The sequence below is a fragment of the Bacillus sp. FJAT-27251 genome, from assembly GCF_001273925.1.
In the GTDB taxonomy this organism is placed as follows: Bacteria; Bacillota; Bacilli; order Bacillales; family Cytobacillaceae; genus Mesobacillus_B.
Window position 1 is genome coordinate 1235294 of the sequence record NZ_LIGG01000001.1, and the last position, 16070, is coordinate 1251363.

Annotated in this window: 30 protein-coding genes; all 30 read left to right on the plus strand. The window is 45.1% G+C overall.

The genetic code is table 11. The features are described from left to right. Positions 1-20 precede the first annotated feature (20 nt). The 30 genes from sat to rpsM all read left to right on the plus strand — a co-directional run bounded on the left by sat (position 21) and on the right by rpsM (position 16068). On the plus strand, positions 21-1169 hold the full coding sequence (sat, locus tag ADU22_RS05750; RefSeq protein WP_053361318.1) for a sulfate adenylyltransferase: 1149 nt from the start codon (positions 21-23) through the stop codon (positions 1167-1169). Between the two features lie 16 nt (positions 1170-1185). Next, positions 1186-1785: an adenylyl-sulfate kinase gene (gene cysC / locus ADU22_RS05755; RefSeq protein WP_053361319.1), complete on the plus strand. Its 600-nt coding sequence runs from the start codon at positions 1186-1188 to the stop codon at positions 1783-1785. A gap of 26 nt (positions 1786-1811) precedes the next feature. Then, the gene (locus tag ADU22_RS05760) at positions 1812-2564 is read left to right on the plus strand and encodes a sirohydrochlorin chelatase (protein WP_053361320.1); all 753 of its coding nucleotides are present in this window, start codon (positions 1812-1814) and stop codon (positions 2562-2564) included. 675 nt (positions 2565-3239) lie between these two features. Next, on the plus strand, positions 3240-3548 hold the full coding sequence (gene rpsJ / locus ADU22_RS05765; RefSeq protein WP_046524765.1) for a 30S ribosomal protein S10: 309 nt from the start codon (positions 3240-3242) through the stop codon (positions 3546-3548). Positions 3549-3589: 41 nt separating this feature from the next. Further along, positions 3590-4219, plus strand: a complete 630-nt coding sequence (rplC, locus tag ADU22_RS05770; protein ID WP_046524766.1) for a 50S ribosomal protein L3 — start codon at positions 3590-3592, stop codon at positions 4217-4219. A gap of 25 nt (positions 4220-4244) precedes the next feature. Next, on the plus strand, positions 4245-4868 hold the full coding sequence (gene rplD, locus ADU22_RS05775) for a 50S ribosomal protein L4 (protein WP_053361321.1): 624 nt from the start codon (positions 4245-4247) through the stop codon (positions 4866-4868). Next, complete coding sequence (gene rplW / locus ADU22_RS05780) at positions 4868-5152, plus strand: 50S ribosomal protein L23 (RefSeq protein ID WP_046524768.1); 285 nt, start codon at positions 4868-4870, stop codon at positions 5150-5152. Before rplD ends, rplW begins: the two co-directional genes overlap by 1 nt. Before the next feature lie 35 nt (positions 5153-5187). Beyond that, the gene (gene rplB, locus ADU22_RS05785; protein ID WP_053361322.1) at positions 5188-6018 is read left to right on the plus strand and encodes a 50S ribosomal protein L2; all 831 of its coding nucleotides are present in this window, start codon (positions 5188-5190) and stop codon (positions 6016-6018) included. Positions 6019-6075: 57 nt separating this feature from the next. Next, entirely contained in the window at positions 6076-6354 is a 279-nt protein-coding gene (gene rpsS, locus ADU22_RS05790) for a 30S ribosomal protein S19 (RefSeq protein WP_046524770.1), read from the plus strand. An 18-nt stretch (positions 6355-6372) separates the two neighbouring features. Beyond that, positions 6373-6714, plus strand: a complete 342-nt coding sequence (gene rplV / locus ADU22_RS05795) for a 50S ribosomal protein L22 (protein WP_046524771.1) — start codon at positions 6373-6375, stop codon at positions 6712-6714. Positions 6715-6717: 3 nt separating this feature from the next. Continuing rightward, complete coding sequence (rpsC, locus tag ADU22_RS05800; protein ID WP_046524772.1) at positions 6718-7374, plus strand: 30S ribosomal protein S3; 657 nt, start codon at positions 6718-6720, stop codon at positions 7372-7374. 2 nt (positions 7375-7376) lie between these two features. Continuing rightward, entirely contained in the window at positions 7377-7811 is a 435-nt protein-coding gene (rplP, locus tag ADU22_RS05805; RefSeq protein ID WP_053361323.1) for a 50S ribosomal protein L16, read from the plus strand. Next, positions 7801-8004: a 50S ribosomal protein L29 gene (gene rpmC / locus ADU22_RS05810; RefSeq protein ID WP_003351417.1), complete on the plus strand. Its 204-nt coding sequence runs from the start codon at positions 7801-7803 to the stop codon at positions 8002-8004. Before rplP ends, rpmC begins: the two co-directional genes overlap by 11 nt. Before the next feature lie 21 nt (positions 8005-8025). After that, entirely contained in the window at positions 8026-8289 is a 264-nt protein-coding gene (gene rpsQ / locus ADU22_RS05815; protein WP_053361324.1) for a 30S ribosomal protein S17, read from the plus strand. 38 nt (positions 8290-8327) lie between these two features. Continuing rightward, positions 8328-8696: a 50S ribosomal protein L14 gene (rplN, locus tag ADU22_RS05820; RefSeq protein ID WP_053361325.1), complete on the plus strand. Its 369-nt coding sequence runs from the start codon at positions 8328-8330 to the stop codon at positions 8694-8696. Positions 8697-8729: 33 nt separating this feature from the next. Further along, positions 8730-9041 (plus strand): 50S ribosomal protein L24, encoded by a 312-nt coding sequence (rplX, locus tag ADU22_RS05825; RefSeq protein WP_053361326.1) that lies wholly within the window; start codon positions 8730-8732, stop codon positions 9039-9041. 27 nt (positions 9042-9068) lie between these two features. Beyond that, complete coding sequence (gene rplE, locus ADU22_RS05830) at positions 9069-9608, plus strand: 50S ribosomal protein L5 (protein ID WP_053361327.1); 540 nt, start codon at positions 9069-9071, stop codon at positions 9606-9608. Positions 9609-9633: 25 nt separating this feature from the next. Continuing rightward, on the plus strand, positions 9634-9819 hold the full coding sequence (gene rpsN / locus ADU22_RS24140; protein WP_001085700.1) for a 30S ribosomal protein S14: 186 nt from the start codon (positions 9634-9636) through the stop codon (positions 9817-9819). Positions 9820-9848: 29 nt separating this feature from the next. Further along, positions 9849-10247, plus strand: a complete 399-nt coding sequence (gene rpsH / locus ADU22_RS05835) for a 30S ribosomal protein S8 (RefSeq protein ID WP_046524778.1) — start codon at positions 9849-9851, stop codon at positions 10245-10247. Between the two features lie 31 nt (positions 10248-10278). Further along, positions 10279-10815 carry a 50S ribosomal protein L6 gene (gene rplF / locus ADU22_RS05840; RefSeq protein ID WP_053361328.1) on the plus strand — a complete coding sequence of 179 codons (537 nt, stop codon included), beginning with the start codon at positions 10279-10281 and terminating at the stop codon, positions 10813-10815. Between the two features lie 35 nt (positions 10816-10850). Further along, positions 10851-11213 (plus strand): 50S ribosomal protein L18, encoded by a 363-nt coding sequence (gene rplR / locus ADU22_RS05845; protein WP_053361329.1) that lies wholly within the window; start codon positions 10851-10853, stop codon positions 11211-11213. 24 nt (positions 11214-11237) lie between these two features. Then, a complete protein-coding gene (gene rpsE / locus ADU22_RS05850; protein WP_046524781.1) occupies positions 11238-11738 on the plus strand; it encodes a 30S ribosomal protein S5 in 501 nt (166 codons plus the stop codon). A 13-nt stretch (positions 11739-11751) separates the two neighbouring features. Then, positions 11752-11934 (plus strand): 50S ribosomal protein L30, encoded by a 183-nt coding sequence (rpmD, locus tag ADU22_RS05855; RefSeq protein ID WP_046524782.1) that lies wholly within the window; start codon positions 11752-11754, stop codon positions 11932-11934. 33 nt (positions 11935-11967) lie between these two features. Next, positions 11968-12408, plus strand: coding sequence for a 50S ribosomal protein L15 (gene rplO, locus ADU22_RS05860; protein WP_046524783.1), 441 nt, complete (start codon positions 11968-11970; stop codon positions 12406-12408). Further along, entirely contained in the window at positions 12408-13703 is a 1296-nt protein-coding gene (gene secY / locus ADU22_RS05865; RefSeq protein WP_046524784.1) for a preprotein translocase subunit SecY, read from the plus strand. The genes rplO and secY overlap by 1 nt, the downstream gene beginning before the upstream one ends. A 53-nt stretch (positions 13704-13756) precedes the next feature. Continuing rightward, positions 13757-14407 carry an adenylate kinase gene (locus tag ADU22_RS05870; protein WP_053361330.1) on the plus strand — a complete coding sequence of 217 codons (651 nt, stop codon included), beginning with the start codon at positions 13757-13759 and terminating at the stop codon, positions 14405-14407. After that, entirely contained in the window at positions 14407-15153 is a 747-nt protein-coding gene (gene map, locus ADU22_RS05875; RefSeq protein WP_053361331.1) for a type I methionyl aminopeptidase, read from the plus strand. Before ADU22_RS05870 ends, map begins: the two co-directional genes overlap by 1 nt. 160 nt (positions 15154-15313) lie before the next feature. Beyond that, a complete protein-coding gene (gene infA, locus ADU22_RS05880; RefSeq protein WP_025909748.1) occupies positions 15314-15532 on the plus strand; it encodes a translation initiation factor IF-1 in 219 nt (72 codons plus the stop codon). Positions 15533-15567: 35 nt separating this feature from the next. Continuing rightward, positions 15568-15681, plus strand: coding sequence for a 50S ribosomal protein L36 (gene rpmJ / locus ADU22_RS05885; RefSeq protein ID WP_003156543.1), 114 nt, complete (start codon positions 15568-15570; stop codon positions 15679-15681). 21 nt (positions 15682-15702) lie between these two features. Further along, the gene (gene rpsM, locus ADU22_RS05890; protein ID WP_046524787.1) at positions 15703-16068 is read left to right on the plus strand and encodes a 30S ribosomal protein S13; all 366 of its coding nucleotides are present in this window, start codon (positions 15703-15705) and stop codon (positions 16066-16068) included. Positions 16069-16070: the final 2 nt, after the last annotated feature.

Genomic DNA, 16070 nt, shown 5'->3' on the forward strand with positions numbered 1-16070 from the left:
ATTATAGAGGAGAGATACACATGTCATTAAGCAAACCACATGGAGGAAAATTAGTTAACCTTTGGGAACCGAGTTACTCAACAAAAGGAATTGAAAAAGAAATCGCACTTGATGCAATGGCATTGAGCGACCTTGAATTAATAGGCAACGGGGCATATAGTCCGATTAATGGCTTTTTGGGCAGAGAGGATTATGAATCGGTGGTCAGCAACATCCGTCTGGCTAACGGAACAGTATGGAGCATTCCAATTACTCTCCCGGTAAGTGAAAAAGCTGCCGAAGCACTTTCCGAGGGAGAGGAAGCCAAGCTGGTCTTTAATGGAGAAACATACGGTGTGATCTCCATTACTGATATTTTCCGCCCTGATAAGACGGCAGAAGCAGTTGGAGTCTATCAGACAGCCGATCGTAATCACCCTGGAGTCGCCAAGCTGTTCCAAAGAGGCGACGTATATGTAGGCGGTCCGGTAAAGTGGCTGAAGAAAGTGGAACGGGACCAATTTGAAACTTACTATCTTGAGCCTGCCGAAACAAGGAAAGTATTTGAAGATAAAGGCTGGAAATCAGTTGTGGGCTTCCAGACAAGAAATCCTGTGCACCGTGCGCATGAATACATTCAGAAGTCTGCGCTGGAAATTGTGGATGGCCTGTTCCTGAACCCTCTGGTCGGTGAAACCAAATCAGACGATATCCCGGCTGATGTCAGGATGAAAAGCTATAAAGTCCTGCTGGAAAACTATTACCCAGAGGACCGAGTGTTTTTGGCCGTCTTTCCGGCAGCGATGAGGTATGCGGGGCCAAGGGAAGCTATCTTCCATGCGATGGTCCGTAAAAACTATGGCTGTACCCACTTCATTGTGGGACGCGATCATGCCGGAGTCGGCAACTACTACGGGACATACGATGCACAGTTGATCTTCCGTCAGTTTAGCGACGATGAGCTGGGAATCACCCTTCTGTTCTTTGAACACAGCTTCTATTGCGCAAAATGCGAAAACATGGCATCAACCAAAACATGCCCGCATGGCAAAGAACATCACGTTATTCTTTCAGGCACCAAAGTAAGAGAGCTGCTCCGCAATGGAGAAATCCCTCCAAGCACATTCAGCCGTAAAGAAGTGGTTGAAGTGCTGATTGAGGGACTTAAAGAAAAAACGGTGAAAGCCTAAACTGGAGGAGAGCTAATTGAGCAAAAGCACCAATATAACCTGGCATGATGCTGCCATAACAAAGGAATCACGGAGAAAGCAGAACGGCCACGGAAGCTTTGTCCTATGGTTCACAGGACTTTCCGGATCGGGAAAATCCACGGTGGCCAATGCAGTCGCAAAAGAGCTATACGACAGGAATATTAAAAATTATGTGCTGGACGGGGATAATGTCAGGCATGGATTAAATAAGGACCTAGGCTTTTCTGATGAAGACCGTACAGAAAACATCAGGCGAATCGGGGAAGTAGCCAATCTTTTCGTTGATGCCGGTCAAGTGGTATTGACAGCCTTTATCTCTCCTTTCAAGGCGGACCGTGAACTCGTTCGCAGCCTGCTGACTGAAGGCGAATTTATCGAGGTGTACGTAAAATGCCCGGTTGCCGAGTGCGAAAAGCGCGATCCAAAAGGGCTGTATGAGAAAGCAAGAAAGGGACTGATCAAGGATTTCACTGGAATTGACTCCCCATATGAGGAACCGGATCAATCGGAATTAGTCATTGAAACAGACAGGAGTTCAATTGAAGAGTGTGTGGACCAAGTGATACAATATCTAAAAGGAAAAGAACTCATATAAGTCATTGAACAAAAAGGGGTGGGAAAGTGGACGCTGTACTCTATGTATGCCATGGAAGCCGTGTGCCAAAAGCAAGGGAACAGGCTGTGGAATTTATAAAACAGTGTATGCGGAAGAATCCGGCCCCTATCCAGGAATATTGCTTTCTTGAATTGGCACAGCCAACCATTGAGGAAGGGTTTGCCGCCTGTGTGGAGAGAGGGGCAGAAAGAATCGCCGTAATACCGGTTTTGCTGCTTACCGCTGCGCATGCCAAGGAGGATATCCCGGATGAACTAAGAAAAGTGTCTGTAAAATATCCCGAAGTGGAAGTGCGATATGGCAGGCCAATCGGAGTACATAAGGCGATGGTCGAAATCCTCCTTGAAAAACTTCGGAAGACGAATCGAGAAGCAGATGCGGATTCCCTCGTTCTCCTCGTTGGCAGGGGTAGCAGTGATCCGGATTCGAAAAGGGATTTAAACCTGATTGCCGGTCAGCTCGAACAAAGGCTAAAAGGTGCCAGAGTGCGCACCTGCTTTTTGACAGCCGCAAGGCCCAAGCTTCCTGAAGCCCTGGATATGGCACAGCAAAGCGCTGCTAACAAAGTATTTATCATGCCATATCTTTTATTCACAGGTATATTAATGAAAACAATCGAACAGGCAATTAAGCAATATGAAACCGTTGAAAAGGAATATATACTTTGTGATTATCTAGGTTACCACAATAATATAGAAGGAATTTTGCGGGAGCGGGCAGAAGAAGCCTTACAAAGCGAGAATGCAAGGTTCCGCTAAAAAGAAGGTTCTGTTATGATTCGTAGTTGATCTTTTTAGATTTTTGAGAATGATTAAGGGAAGAATTTCCGCTTATTGTACGCAGAGGACCCTTAAAAAGCATAAATAAGGGAAGAAATTCCCCTTATCTTTTCAAAACAAGTCAAATATCATAGATCCTAACCCCTATAACCGGAAAAACTCCTCTTATTTTAAGAGAAATTTGGTTATATCGCGACTTAACCGGACTTTCTCCCTTTATTTTTAATTAGGGTGAGAACAACATTCAGCTATAACAGAGCTAAAAAGAAAAAAAGATGAAAGGCAGCATTGAGCTGCCTTTTTCCGTGTCCACATTGCTAAAAAGATATTCATGTATGGTCAGGCAAAAAGCGAGTTTCAATAAAATACAGATAACTGGAAATCACTTACAGGCGGGTTTTTACATAAAAGTTAATGCCTCCCCTTGAAATGCGCCTAAACAGCCGCTATAATAGGAAAAGTGTGCTGAGCATAAACATTAGCGGAATTAAGTGTTGCGCTGGCTTTGTGTTTTCGGTATAATAGACAATGTTGGTCTTTGACTGCGATGATGCGGAAGGTTGCCGACACACCCGGCCGCTTTGCCATGGCGAGTGTGTGGGAAATTTTCGCGGAGAATGTCTATTTTAAAATAGGCGAAAAGGAGGGAAAATAATGGCAAAACAAAAAATTCGTATCCGTTTAAAAGCTTATGATCACAGGATTCTTGATCAGTCAGCAGAAAAGATTGTTGAGACAGCAAAGCGTTCAGGTGCGGCTGTGTCTGGTCCGATTCCGCTTCCGACTGAGAAGAATGTCTACACAATTCTTCGTGCGGTGCATAAGTACAAGGATTCTCGTGAACAGTTCGAGATGCGCACTCATAAGCGTCTAATCGACATCATCAACCCAACTCCACAAACAGTTGATTCATTGATGCGTTTAGATTTGCCATCCGGCGTTGACATCGAAATTAAACTTTAATGAAATAAATTCAAACTTAGAGAAATTAGGAGGTGTGACGAATGACCAAAGGAATCTTAGGAAGAAAGATCGGTATGACTCAAGTATTTGCTGAAAACGGGGACCTTATCCCGGTAACAGTTGTTGAGGCAGCTCCAAACGTTGTTCTTCAAGTGAAGAACGCTGAAACTGATGGCTACGAAGCCGTTCAGCTTGGTTTTGAAGACAAGCGCGAAAAGCTTGCCAACAAACCGGAGAAAGGCCATGTTGCGAAGGCAAACACTGCTCCTAAGCGCTTCGTTCGTGAATTCAACGGAGTAAACTTAGCAGATTATGAAGTTGGTCAGGAAGTCAATGTAAGCATTTTTGCAGAAGGTGAAATGGTAGATGTAACAGGAATCTCCAAAGGTAAAGGATTCCAGGGTGCAATCAAGCGCCACGGACAATCCCGCGGACCGATGTCACATGGTTCCAGATACCACCGCCGTCCAGGTTCAATGGGTCCTGTAGCTCCAAACCGTGTATTCAAAGGCAAGCTATTGCCAGGACGCATGGGCGGAGAGCAAATCACTGTTCAAAACCTGCAAATCGTTAAAGTTGATGCAGAGCGTAATCTTCTATTGATCAAAGGTAATGTACCTGGTCCTAGAAAAGCGATGCTTAAAATTAAAAGTGCGGTAAAAGCGAAGTAACGTCTAAGGAAAGGAGGAAAAAGGAATGCCTAAAGTAGCATTATTCAACCAAACTGGATCACAGGTCGGCGAAGTCGAATTGAATGAATCCGTATTTGGTATCGAGCCAAACAACCACGTTATGTTCGAAGCGGTTGTTATGCAAAGAGCTTCCATGCGTCAAGGAACTCATAAAACAAAAATTCGTTCTGAGGTAGCTGGTGGTGGACGCAAGCCATGGCGCCAAAAAGGTACAGGACGTGCCCGCCAAGGTTCCATCCGTTCTCCACAATGGCGCGGCGGCGGTACTGTGTTCGGACCAGTTCCACGCAGCTACAGCTACAAATTGCCTAAGAAGGTTCGCCGTCTGGCAATCAAATCAGCTCTTTCTTCAAAGGTTGCAGCTGAAAACATTTTGGTACTTGAAAGCCTTGCTTTCGACGCTCCAAAAACAAAAGAATTCACTCAGGTATTAAAGGGTCTTTCCGTTGATACAAAAGCATTGATCGTTACTGCTGAAGTTGACGAAACTGTTGCTCTTTCTGCCCGGAACATTCCTGGAATCACTGTTGTTTCCGCTGAAGGAATCAGCGTACTGGACGTTTTGAATCATGATAAATTGATCATGACTAAAGCGGCTGTTGAAAAAGTAGAGGAGGTGCTTGCATAATGGATGCACGCGATATCATTAAGCGCCCCGTAATTACAGAACGTTCATCTGAACTGATGGCTGATAAAAAGTATACTTTCGAAGTTGATGTCAGAGCGAACAAGACTCAAGTGAAAGATGCTGTACAAGAAATCTTCGGTGTTAAAGTGAAAAACGTTAACATCATGAACTATAAAGGCAAGTTCAAGCGTATGGGCAAGTTCGGCGGATACACCAACAAGCGCCGCAAAGCTGTTATTACCTTGACTCAAGACAGCAAGGAAATCGAATTGTTCGAAGTGTAATATACACTCGCAAATAGAAGAGGAGGGAAAAGAACATGGCGATTAAAAAGTACAAACCTACCTCTAATGGTCGTCGTAACATGACAGCGTCTGATTTCGCTGAAATTACAACTGACAAGCCGGAAAAATCCTTGCTTGCTCCGTTGCACAGAAAAGGCGGCCGTAACAACCAGGGTAAGTTAACTGTTCGTCATCATGGTGGCGGCCACAAGCGTCAATACCGTGTCATCGACTTCAAGCGCAACAAAGATGGCATTCCAGGACGCGTTGCCACAGTTGAATATGATCCAAACCGTTCCGCAAACATTGCGTTGATTCATTATGCAGACGGTGAAAAGCGTTACATCCTAGCACCTAAGAACTTGGTGGTTGGAATGGAAGTTATGTCCGGCCCAGAGGCTGACATCAAGGTAGGAAATGCACTGCCATTGGTTAACATTCCAGTTGGTACTGTAATCCACAACATTGAACTTAAGCCAGGCAAAGGCGGACAATTGGTTCGTTCCGCAGGTACATCTGCACAGGTGCTTGGTAAAGAAGGCAAATACGTATTGGTTCGTTTGAACTCCGGTGAAGTCCGCATGATTCTTGCAGAATGCCGCGCGACTGTAGGCCAGGTAGGAAATGAACAACACGAATTGATCACAATCGGTAAAGCAGGACGTTCCCGCTGGTTAGGCAAGCGCCCAACTGTCCGTGGATCTGTAATGAACCCGAACGATCACCCACACGGTGGTGGTGAAGGACGCTCCCCTATCGGACGTAAATCACCAATGTCCCCATGGGGCAAGCCGACTCTTGGATATAAAACTCGTAAAAAGAAAAACAAATCCGACAAGTTTATCGTACGTCGTCGTAAAAAATAACGCGGTTGAGCTACGGTTCAAAAGAACCGTAGAACAATCACGAAGGGAGGTTCAATCATGGGTCGCAGCTTAAAAAAAGGACCTTTTGTTGATGAGCATTTAATTAAAAAGATCGAAAAGCTAAATGAGACTGAGGGCAAGCAAGTTGTAAAGACTTGGTCCCGCCGTTCTACGATCTTCCCGCAATTCATTGGACATACGGTCGCTGTCTATGACGGGCGCAAACATGTTCCTGTATATATCACTGAAGACATGGTAGGCCACAAGCTTGGAGAATTCGCTCCAACTCGTACTTATAAAGGCCATGCCGCTGACGATAAGAAAACAAGACGTTAATGAGAGGAGGGCATCCTAATGCAAGCAAAAGCTGTTGCTAGAACAGTTCGTATTGCTCCTCGTAAAGCTCGGTTAGTATTGGATTTAATTCGAGGAAAGCAAGTTGGCGAAGCGGTAGCTATTCTGAAACTAACTCCGAAAGCAGCTTCCCCGATCGTAGAAAAAGTTTTAAAATCTGCGTTGGCTAATGCAGAGCATAACTACGAAATGGATGTAAACAACCTTGTGATTTCACAGGCATACGCGAACGAAGGACCTACTTTGAAGCGTTTCCGCCCACGTGCACAGGGACGTGCAAGTGCCATCAACAAGCGCACAAGCCACATCACAATCGTTCTATCAGAAAAGAAGGAGGGATAATTAGTGGGTCAAAAAGTAAATCCAGTCGGATTGCGTATCGGAGTCATCCGTGATTGGGAGTCTAAATGGTACGCAGGCAAAGACTATGCTGATCTTTTACACGAAGACATTAAGGTTCGTGAATACATCACTAAGCGTTTGAGCGATGCATCTGTTTCCAAGATTGAAATCGAGCGTGCTGCAAACCGCTTGAATGTGACGATCCACACTGCGAAGCCAGGAATGGTAATCGGTAAAGGCGGAACAGAAGTCGAAGCACTTCGCAAAGCCCTTAACGCTCTTACTGGCAAACGCGTTCATATTAATATTCTTGAAATCAAAAGAGCTGACATTGATGCGAAATTGGTAGCTGAAAACATAGCCCGCCAATTGGAAAACCGCGTATCTTTCCGCCGCGCCCAGAAGCAAGTTATCCAACGTGCAATGCGTGCAGGTGCAAAAGGTATCAAGACAATGGTTTCCGGCCGTCTAGGCGGAGCAGATATCGCTCGTTCAGAACACTACAGCGAAGGAACAGTACCTCTTCATACTCTTCGTGCAGATATCGACTATGCAACAGCTGAAGCTGACACAACATATGGTAAGCTTGGCGTAAAAGTATGGATTTATAAGGGAGAGGTCCTTCCAGCGAAGAAGAAAACTGAGGAAGGAGGCAAATAATTATGTTATTGCCAAAACGCGTTAAATATCGCCGCGAACATCGCGGAAAAATGCGCGGTCGCGCTAAAGGCGGCACAGAAGTAGCGTTTGGAGAATTTGGCCTGCAAGCTACTGAAGCCTCCTGGATCACAAACCGCCAAATCGAATCAGCACGTATTGCCATGACACGTTATATGAAACGTGGCGGTAAAGTTTGGATTAAAATTTTCCCACACAAGCCATATACTGCAAAGCCTCTAGAAGTGCGGATGGGTTCCGGTAAAGGTTCACCTGAAGGCTGGGTAGCAGTTGTCAAGCCTGGAAAGATAATGTTTGAAATCGCAGGCGTATCCGAAGAGGTCGCTCGTGAAGCATTGCGTCTTGCAGCACACAAACTTCCTGTTAAATGCAAGTTTGTAAAACGAGAAGAAATTGGTGGTGAATCCAATGAAAGCTAATGAAATTCGTGACCTTACCACTGCCGAAATCGAACAAAAAGTAAAGTCTTTGAAAGAAGAGCTTTTTAACCTGCGCTTTCAATTAGCGACTGGACAACTTGAAAATACAGCACGCATCCGTGAAGTCCGGAAGGCGATTGCCCGTATGAAAACTGTGATTCGCGAAAGAGAGATCGGCGTTAACAATCGATAATCAGAGAGGAGGCCGTGCGCAATGAGTGAACGCAACCAGCGCAAAGTGTATACTGGACGTGTTGTGTCTGACAAGATGGACAAAACGGTTACTGTTCTTGTCGAAACATACAAAACACATTCTCTATATGGCAAGCGCGTTAAGTACTCTAAGAAATTCAAAGCTCATGATGAGCAAAATGCAGCAAAGGTTGGCGACGTAGTTCGCATCATGGAAACTCGCCCGCTTTCTGCAACCAAACGCTTCCGTTTAGTCGAAGTGGTTGAAAAAGCTGTTATTATCTAAATCGTTCGGTATAGCTATTCCGAAGGGAGGTTACTCACATGATCCAACAGGAAAGTCGTTTAAAAGTTGCTGATAACTCTGGTGCTCGTGAAGTTCTTACGATCAAGGTACTAGGTGGTACAGGCCGCAAGACTGCCAATATCGGTGACGTTATCGTTTGCACAGTCAAACAAGCAACACCAGGTGGCGTTGTTAAAAAAGGTGATATTGTAAAGGCGGTTATTGTCCGCACAAAGAGCGGAGCACGCCGTGCGGATGGCACTTACATCAAATTTGATGAAAATGCATGTGTAATCATCCGTGATGATAAGGCTCCACGTGGAACCCGTATCTTCGGACCTGTTGCACGTGAATTGCGCGACAACAACTTCATGAAGATCGTTTCATTAGCTCCAGAAGTACTATAATCTAAAACAAATGGCTTTAAGGAGGTGCGACAGATGCATGTCAAAAAAGGTGACAAAGTAATGGTCATCTCTGGCAAGGACAAAGGTAAAACTGGAAACGTTCTGGCTGCTTACCCTAAGCAAAACCGTGTCCTAATAGAAGGCGTTAATATCGTGAAAAAACACGCGAAGCCATCTCAAGTGAATCCGCAAGGCGGAATCATCAGCCAAGAGGCACCTATTCATGTATCAAATGTTATGCCTATCGACCCGAAATCCGGAAATCCAACCCGAGTTGGATATAAAGAGGAAAACGGCAAGAAGGTACGCGTAGCAAAAAAATCCGGTGAAGTTCTCGATAAATAAGTCAAAAGAAGAAGGGAGGTACACTAAATGAACCGCCTAAAAGAAAAGTTCAACAAAGAAATCACTCCTGCTCTGGTGAGCAAGTTCAACTATAAATCCGTAATGGAAGTACCTAAGCTTGAGAAAATCGTAATCAACATGGGTGTCGGCGATGCTGTTGCAAACGCAAAAGCACTTGACAACGCGGTTGAAGAATTGGCTATCATCTCTGGTCAAAAGCCAGTGATCACAAAAGCGAAGAAATCAATCGCAGGCTTCCGTCTTCGTGAAGGAATGCCAATCGGTGCGAAGGTAACACTACGCGGCGAGCGCATGTATCAATTCCTGGATAAATTAATTTCAGTTTCTCTTCCACGTGTACGTGACTTCCGCGGTATCTCCAAGAAGTCTTTCGATGGCCGTGGTAACTACACTCTTGGTGTGAAAGAACAGTTGATCTTCCCTGAAATTGATTACGATAAAGTAAATAAAGTGCGTGGCATGGATATCGTTATCGTTACGACTGCTAATACTGATGAAGAAGCTCGTGAACTACTAACATCATTCGGAATGCCATTTCAAAAGTAATCTCTAAATAGAGGGAGGCGAAAACGTGGCTAAAAAATCAATGATTGCGAAACAAAAGCGCACGCCTAAATTCAAGGTGCAAGAGTACACACGCTGTGAGCGCTGCGGACGTCCGCACTCTGTATACCGCAAATTTAAGCTTTGCCGTATCTGTTTCCGTGAATTAGCATACAAGGGTCAAATTCCTGGTGTGAAAAAAGCTAGCTGGTAAAACCAAGGTTTGGGAAGGAGGTAAAAACAATGGTCATGACAGATCCGATTGCAGATTTGCTAACTCGTATTCGTAACGCGAATATGGTTCGTCACGAAAAATTAGAAGTACCTGCTTCTAACATGAAAAAGGAAATCGCTGAAATTCTTAAGCGTGAAGGTTTCGTTCGTGATGTAGAATACATCGAAGACAACAAACAAGGCATTATCCGTATTTTCCTGAAATATGGTGCCAACAACGAGCGTGTTATCACAGGTCTAAAGCGTATCAGCAAGCCAGGCCTTCGCGTATACGCAAAGTCCAACGAAATGCCGCGCGTATTGAACGGACTTGGTATCGCTCTAGTATCAACATCAAACGGCGTATTAACTGACAAGGAAGCCCGTGCGAAGCAAGTGGGCGGAGAAGTACTAGCATACGTCTGGTAATAGATTTCTTTAAAGAATGGAGGTGCACTGAATGTCACGCGTAGGTAAAAAACCAATTGAAATTCCTGCTGGCGTTACGGTTACAAACGACAACAACCATGTAACAGTAAAGGGACCAAAAGGAGAATTATCCCGTACTTTCAACAAGGATATGCAAATCAACATTGAGGACAACGTGATCACAATCGTACGTCCTTCAGAATCCAAGGAACACCGTACAATTCACGGTACCACTCGTGCGCTGCTGTCCAACATGGTGGAAGGCGTATCAAAAGGATTCGAAAGATCTCTTGACCTGATCGGTGTCGGTTACCGTGCTGCAAAGCAAGGCAAGAAACTTGTCCTTAACGTTGGATATTCCCATCCTGTTGAGATTGAAGCTGAAGAGGGCGTTGAAATCGAAGTTCCTTCTAACACGAAGATCGTTATTAAAGGAACAGACAAGGAACGCGTTGGCGCGCTTGCTGCCAACATTCGCGGAGTACGTCCGCCAGAGCCTTACAAAGGCAAGGGAATCCGCTATGAAGGCGAATTTGTACGCCGTAAAGAAGGTAAGACTGGTAAGTAAGACCGCTTAAGCCTCTAAAGAAAGGAGTGACCTAAATGATTACGAAAGCTGATAAAAACGCTACTCGCCGTAAACGGCACGCACGTGTCCGTTCCAAAATCAGCGGTACTGAAGCTCGTCCTCGTCTAAATGTGTTCCGTTCCAACAAGCACATTTACGCGCAACTGGTTGACGATGTAAACGGAGTAACTCTTGCGAGTGCTTCTACTTTAGATAAAGATCTGAACTTTGATTCTACCAGCAATCTTGATGCAGCCGTTAAGGTCGGAGAATTGGTTGCTAAGCGTGCAGTGGAAAAAGGAATCTCTGAAGTCGTTTTTGACCGTGGCGGATATCTGTATCATGGCCGTATCAAGGCTCTTGCAGATGCTGCACGTGAAAACGGACTGCAATTTTAATAGAAAAAGGAGGGACACAAATAGATGCGTCGCATTGATCCAAACAAACTTGAACTTGAAGAACGCGTAGTCACGGTTAACCGTGTTGCAAAGGTTGTTAAAGGTGGACGCCGTTTCCGTTTTACTGCTCTTGTAGTAGTAGGCGACAAGAACGGTTATGTCGGCTTTGGTACTGGTAAGGCTCAGGAAGTGCCTGATGCTATCCGTAAGGCAATCGAAGATGCAAAGAAAAACTTGATTAATGTACCAATGGTTGGTACTACCATTCCTCACGAAGTAATTGGTCACTTCGGTGCTGGTGAAATCCTTCTTAAGCCTGCTTCTGAAGGTACAGGAGTTATCGCTGGCGGACCTGTCCGTGCGGTACTTGAATTGGCTGGTGTCGGTGACATCCTGTCCAAATCACTTGGAACCAACACTCCAATCAACATGGTCCGTGCCACTGTTGATGGACTAAAACAGTTAAAGCGTGCTGAAGACGTAGCAAAATTACGCGGCAAAACAGTAGAAGAACTGTTAGGATAAGGAGGGAAATCAAATGGCAACTAAATTGGAAGTTACCCTCACACGCAGCTTGATCGGACGTCCTCAAGACCAGCGTGAAACAGTTAAAGCACTTGGATTGAAAAAACTTAACCAGACGGTTGAACATCAGGATAATGCTGCAATCCGAGGCATGATCAGCAAAGTCTCCCATCTTGTTAAGGTGAACGAAATATAATTGATTTTTCTTTAGAACAAGGAGGTGCCAAACATGAAACTTCACGAACTAAAGCCTGCTGAAGGTTCCCGTCATGAACGCAAGCGCAAAGGCCGCGGAATCGGATCTGGTAACGGTAAGACAGCTGGAAAAGGCCATAAAGGTCAAAACGCTCGTTCCGGCGGCGGAGTACGTCCTGGTTTCGAAGGTGGTCAAACACCTTTAGCAAGACGTCTTCCTAAGCGTGGATTTACGAACATCAACCGTAAAGAATTTGCAGTAGTGAACCTGGATGCTTTAAACCGTTTTGAAGATGGAACCGAAGTGACTCCAGAACTTTTGATCGAAACAGGGCTTGTCAAGAAAGAACTTGCAGGAATCAAAGTTCTTGCCAAGGGCAACTTGGAGAAAAAGCTGACTGTTAAAGCTCATAAGTTCTCCTCTGCAGCCGAAGAAGCAATCAAAGCTGCCGGGGGTCAAACTGAGGTGATTTAATGTTTCAGACAATCTCCAATTTTATGCGCGTGGGTGAAATCAGAAAGAAAATTCTCTTCACCCTTTTAATGTTGATTGTATTCCGCCTTGGTGCCTTTATTCCGGTGCCAGGAGTGGATGCTGATATATTAAAGACCCAGGATGACATGAGTGTTTTCGGAGTCCTGAATGTTTTCGGCGGCGGTGCGCTGCTGAACTTCTCCATCTTTGCAATGGGAATCATGCCGTATATCACGGCATCGATCATCATCCAGCTGCTTCAGATGGATGTGGTTCCGAAGTTCACTGAATGGTCTAAACAAGGGGAAGTGGGTCGCCGCAAATTGGCCCAATTCACCCGCTATTTTACAATCGTGCTTGGGTTTGTCCAGGCTCTTGGTATGTCATACGGATTTAACAATATGTATGGCGGATTATTGATTACCAATAACGGGATCGGCAATTATTTGCTTATTGCAGTTGTCCTGACAGCGGGTACCGCGTTCTTAATGTGGCTTGGGGAACAAATTACGGCTAAAGGAGTTGGGAATGGTATTTCCATCATCATCTTTGCCGGGATTGTTGCCGGACTGCCAACCATCGTGAACCAGGTTTATGCCCAGCAGTTTGAAAATGCCGGAGAGGCACTATTTCTGAATATCCTTACTGTCGTGCTGCTTGCACTTGCTGTTATCGCCATCATCGTTGGGGTTATTTTCATCCAGGAAGCAATCCGCAAGATTCCGATTCAGTATGCAAAACGGATGGCTGCAGGAAACAATCCTGTTGGCGGTCAGTCAACACATCTTCCGTTAAAGGTGAACGCTGCAGGGGTTATTCCAGTCATTTTTGCTATATCGTTCATCATTACACCGCCGACGATCGCCCAGTTCTTCGGCACCAATGATGTGACGATCTGGATTCAAAACACATTTGATTATACGCAGCCAATCGGTATGATTGTCTATGTTGCGCTAATCGTTGCGTTTACCTATTTCTATGCCTTTATTCAGGTGAATCCTGAGAAAGTGGCTGAAAACCTGAAAAAGCAAGGCGGATATGTGCCGGGCATCCGTCCGGGGAAAACCACACAGGAATACTTGACCAAAGTATTGTATCGCCTCACTTTCGTTGGCGCGATCTTCCTTTCCGTGATTTCCATCCTGCCGATGTTTTTCATTAAGGTTGCCGGGCTTCCACAATCCGTCCAGATTGGCGGAACAAGTCTGCTGATTGTTGTCGGCGTTGCGCTTGAAACAATGAAGCAGCTTGAGGCCCAATTGGTAAAACGCCATTACAAAGGCTTTATAAAGTAAGGTTTAGGGGCTTTGCTCCCTAAGCCTTCATTTAGAAACTAGGGGGAATTCTAGTGAATTTAGTTCTTATGGGTCTTCCGGGTGCTGGAAAAGGCACGCAAGCCGACAAGATCGTTGCAAAATACAATATACCTCATATTTCTACCGGGGATATGTTTCGCGCAGCAATGAAAGAGGGCACTGAATTAGGTTTAAAAGCGAAATCCTTTATGGATCAAGGCGCTCTTGTTCCTGATGAAGTGACAATCGGAATTGTCCGTGAACGTTTGAGCAAGGAAGACTGCCAGAACGGTTTTCTCCTTGATGGTTTTCCGCGCACAGTCGCACAGGCGGAGGCGCTGGAGAATATTCTCGAAGGCCTTGATAGGAAAATAGATTATGTGATCAATATTGATGTTGACCAAAGCATCCTGATGGAGCGTCTGACAGGACGCAGAATCTGCAAAAGCTGTGGGGCGACTTACCATTTGGTCTTCAACCCACCTGCACAGGAAGGTATTTGCGACCGCTGCGGCGGCGAACTATACCAGCGGGCTGACGATAATGCCGATACGGTGCAGAATCGACTTGAAGTCAATATTCAGCAGACACAGCCTCTATTGAATTTCTATGAAACCAAAGGCTACTTGCGCAATATCAATGGTCAGCAGGATATCAGTGAAGTTTTTGCTGACATTGAGAAACTGCTTGGAGATTTGAATTAATGATTGTCTGCAAAACTCCCCGTGAGATCGAGATTATGAGAGAGGCTGGCCGGATTGTTGCCCTTACCCACCGGGAGCTTAAAAAGCACATTATCCCGGGGATTACTACGAAGGAACTTGACAGCATTGCGGAAGAGTTTATCTCTTCACATGGTGCCGAAGCTTCTTTCAAGGGATATCATGGGTTCACCGGGAGCATCTGCGCTTCAGTCAACAATGAACTCGTACACGGGATTCCTGGCAACAGGGTTCTCGTTGAGGGCGACATTATCAGCATCGATATCGGTGCGAAATATAACGGATATCATGGTGATTCTGCCTGGACCTACGCTGTKGGTACCATCGATGAAGAGGCCCGGCGTCTTATGGACGTTACGGAGGAAGCACTTTTTCGGGGCCTTGAAGAGGCGAAACCAGGGGAACGACTTTCTAACATCTCCCATGCTATTCAAACGTATGTAGAAACAAACGGCTTTTCGATTGTACGCGAGTATGTCGGCCATGGAATCGGGCAAGAATTACATGAGGACCCTCAAGTTCCTCACTTTGGCCCACCCAATAGAGGGCCAAGACTAAAGCCAGGCATGGTTATATGCGTTGAACCTATGGTAAATGCAGGAAGCCGATATGTGAACACACTGGCCGATAACTGGACAGTAGTGACAGTAGATGGAAAGTTATGTGCGCATTTTGAGCATACCATTGCTATTACAGAAACTGGTTTTGAAGTATTGACAAAAGCCTGATCTCAGGTGATCGATTAACTCGGGACATTGTTTCATCCATCCCTGCAAATATTGCTCAAGTAATTAAGAGACGGATGCAGCCTGATATGATATAATTAGAAGGTTGACGAAAACCCTGTTTGTAAATCGCATATGAAGTGAAGAAGGGAGACTCAGTTCGATGGCGAAAGATGATGTAATTGAAGTGGAAGGCACAGTGCTTGAAACTTTGCCAAATGCCATGTTTAAGGTAGAATTGGAGAACGGTCATACTGTATTGGCTCACGTTTCCGGGAAGATCCGGATGCACTTTATCCGCATCCTGCCAGGTGATAAGGTAACAGTTGAGCTATCCCCATATGATTTGACTCGCGGAAGAATTACCTACCGCTTTAAATAAACTGGATGCTCCGTACTATCAAGGAGGTTAGAATAATGAAAGTGAGACCATCGGTTAAGCCAATCTGCGAAAAGTGCAAAGTTATCCGCAGAAAAGGCAAAGTTATGGTGATCTGTGAAAACCCTAAACATAAACAAAAACAAGGCTAAATTTGAAGGAGGTGCACATCAATGGCACGTATTGCTGGTGTAGATATTCCACGTGAAAAACGTGTAGTTATTTCTTTAACATACATTTATGGAATTGGCAGATCAACTGCTGAAAAAGTCCTTGCTGATGCAGGTGTATCCGCTGATACTCGTGTTCGCGACCTGACTGAAGACGAATTGAACAAGATTCGTGATATCATTGATAAATTAAAGGTTGAGGGTGACCTTCGCCGTGAAATTTCCCTGAACATCAAGCGCTTGATGGAAATCGGTTCTTACCGTGGTCTTCGTCATCGCCGTGGTCTTCCTGTTCGCGGTCAAAATACCAAGAACAATGCCCGTACACGTAAAGGCCCTCGTAAGACTGTAGCTAACAAGAAAAAATAATG

Coding starts and splice junctions, on each gene's coding strand:
- sat (WP_053361318.1), top strand. CDS start 21: ATGTCATTAAGCAAACCACATGGAGGAAAATTAGTTAACCTTTGGGAA.
- rpsJ (WP_046524765.1), top strand. CDS start 3,240: ATGGCAAAACAAAAAATTCGTATCCGTTTAAAAGCTTATGATCACAGG.
- rplC (WP_046524766.1), top strand. CDS start 3,590: ATGACCAAAGGAATCTTAGGAAGAAAGATCGGTATGACTCAAGTATTT.
- rplD (WP_053361321.1), top strand. CDS start 4,245: ATGCCTAAAGTAGCATTATTCAACCAAACTGGATCACAGGTCGGCGAA.
- rplW (WP_046524768.1), top strand. CDS start 4,868: ATGGATGCACGCGATATCATTAAGCGCCCCGTAATTACAGAACGTTCA.
- rplB (WP_053361322.1), top strand. CDS start 5,188: ATGGCGATTAAAAAGTACAAACCTACCTCTAATGGTCGTCGTAACATG.
- rpsS (WP_046524770.1), top strand. CDS start 6,076: ATGGGTCGCAGCTTAAAAAAAGGACCTTTTGTTGATGAGCATTTAATT.
- rplV (WP_046524771.1), top strand. CDS start 6,373: ATGCAAGCAAAAGCTGTTGCTAGAACAGTTCGTATTGCTCCTCGTAAA.
- rplP (WP_053361323.1), top strand. CDS start 7,377: ATGTTATTGCCAAAACGCGTTAAATATCGCCGCGAACATCGCGGAAAA.
- rpmC (WP_003351417.1), top strand. CDS start 7,801: ATGAAAGCTAATGAAATTCGTGACCTTACCACTGCCGAAATCGAACAA.
- rpsQ (WP_053361324.1), top strand. CDS start 8,026: ATGAGTGAACGCAACCAGCGCAAAGTGTATACTGGACGTGTTGTGTCT.
- rplN (WP_053361325.1), top strand. CDS start 8,328: ATGATCCAACAGGAAAGTCGTTTAAAAGTTGCTGATAACTCTGGTGCT.
- rplX (WP_053361326.1), top strand. CDS start 8,730: ATGCATGTCAAAAAAGGTGACAAAGTAATGGTCATCTCTGGCAAGGAC.
- rplE (WP_053361327.1), top strand. CDS start 9,069: ATGAACCGCCTAAAAGAAAAGTTCAACAAAGAAATCACTCCTGCTCTG.
- rpsH (WP_046524778.1), top strand. CDS start 9,849: ATGGTCATGACAGATCCGATTGCAGATTTGCTAACTCGTATTCGTAAC.
- rplF (WP_053361328.1), top strand. CDS start 10,279: ATGTCACGCGTAGGTAAAAAACCAATTGAAATTCCTGCTGGCGTTACG.
- rplR (WP_053361329.1), top strand. CDS start 10,851: ATGATTACGAAAGCTGATAAAAACGCTACTCGCCGTAAACGGCACGCA.
- rpsE (WP_046524781.1), top strand. CDS start 11,238: ATGCGTCGCATTGATCCAAACAAACTTGAACTTGAAGAACGCGTAGTC.
- rpmD (WP_046524782.1), top strand. CDS start 11,752: ATGGCAACTAAATTGGAAGTTACCCTCACACGCAGCTTGATCGGACGT.
- rplO (WP_046524783.1), top strand. CDS start 11,968: ATGAAACTTCACGAACTAAAGCCTGCTGAAGGTTCCCGTCATGAACGC.
- secY (WP_046524784.1), top strand. CDS start 12,408: ATGTTTCAGACAATCTCCAATTTTATGCGCGTGGGTGAAATCAGAAAG.
- infA (WP_025909748.1), top strand. CDS start 15,314: ATGGCGAAAGATGATGTAATTGAAGTGGAAGGCACAGTGCTTGAAACT.
- rpmJ (WP_003156543.1), top strand. CDS start 15,568: ATGAAAGTGAGACCATCGGTTAAGCCAATCTGCGAAAAGTGCAAAGTT.
- rpsM (WP_046524787.1), top strand. CDS start 15,703: ATGGCACGTATTGCTGGTGTAGATATTCCACGTGAAAAACGTGTAGTT.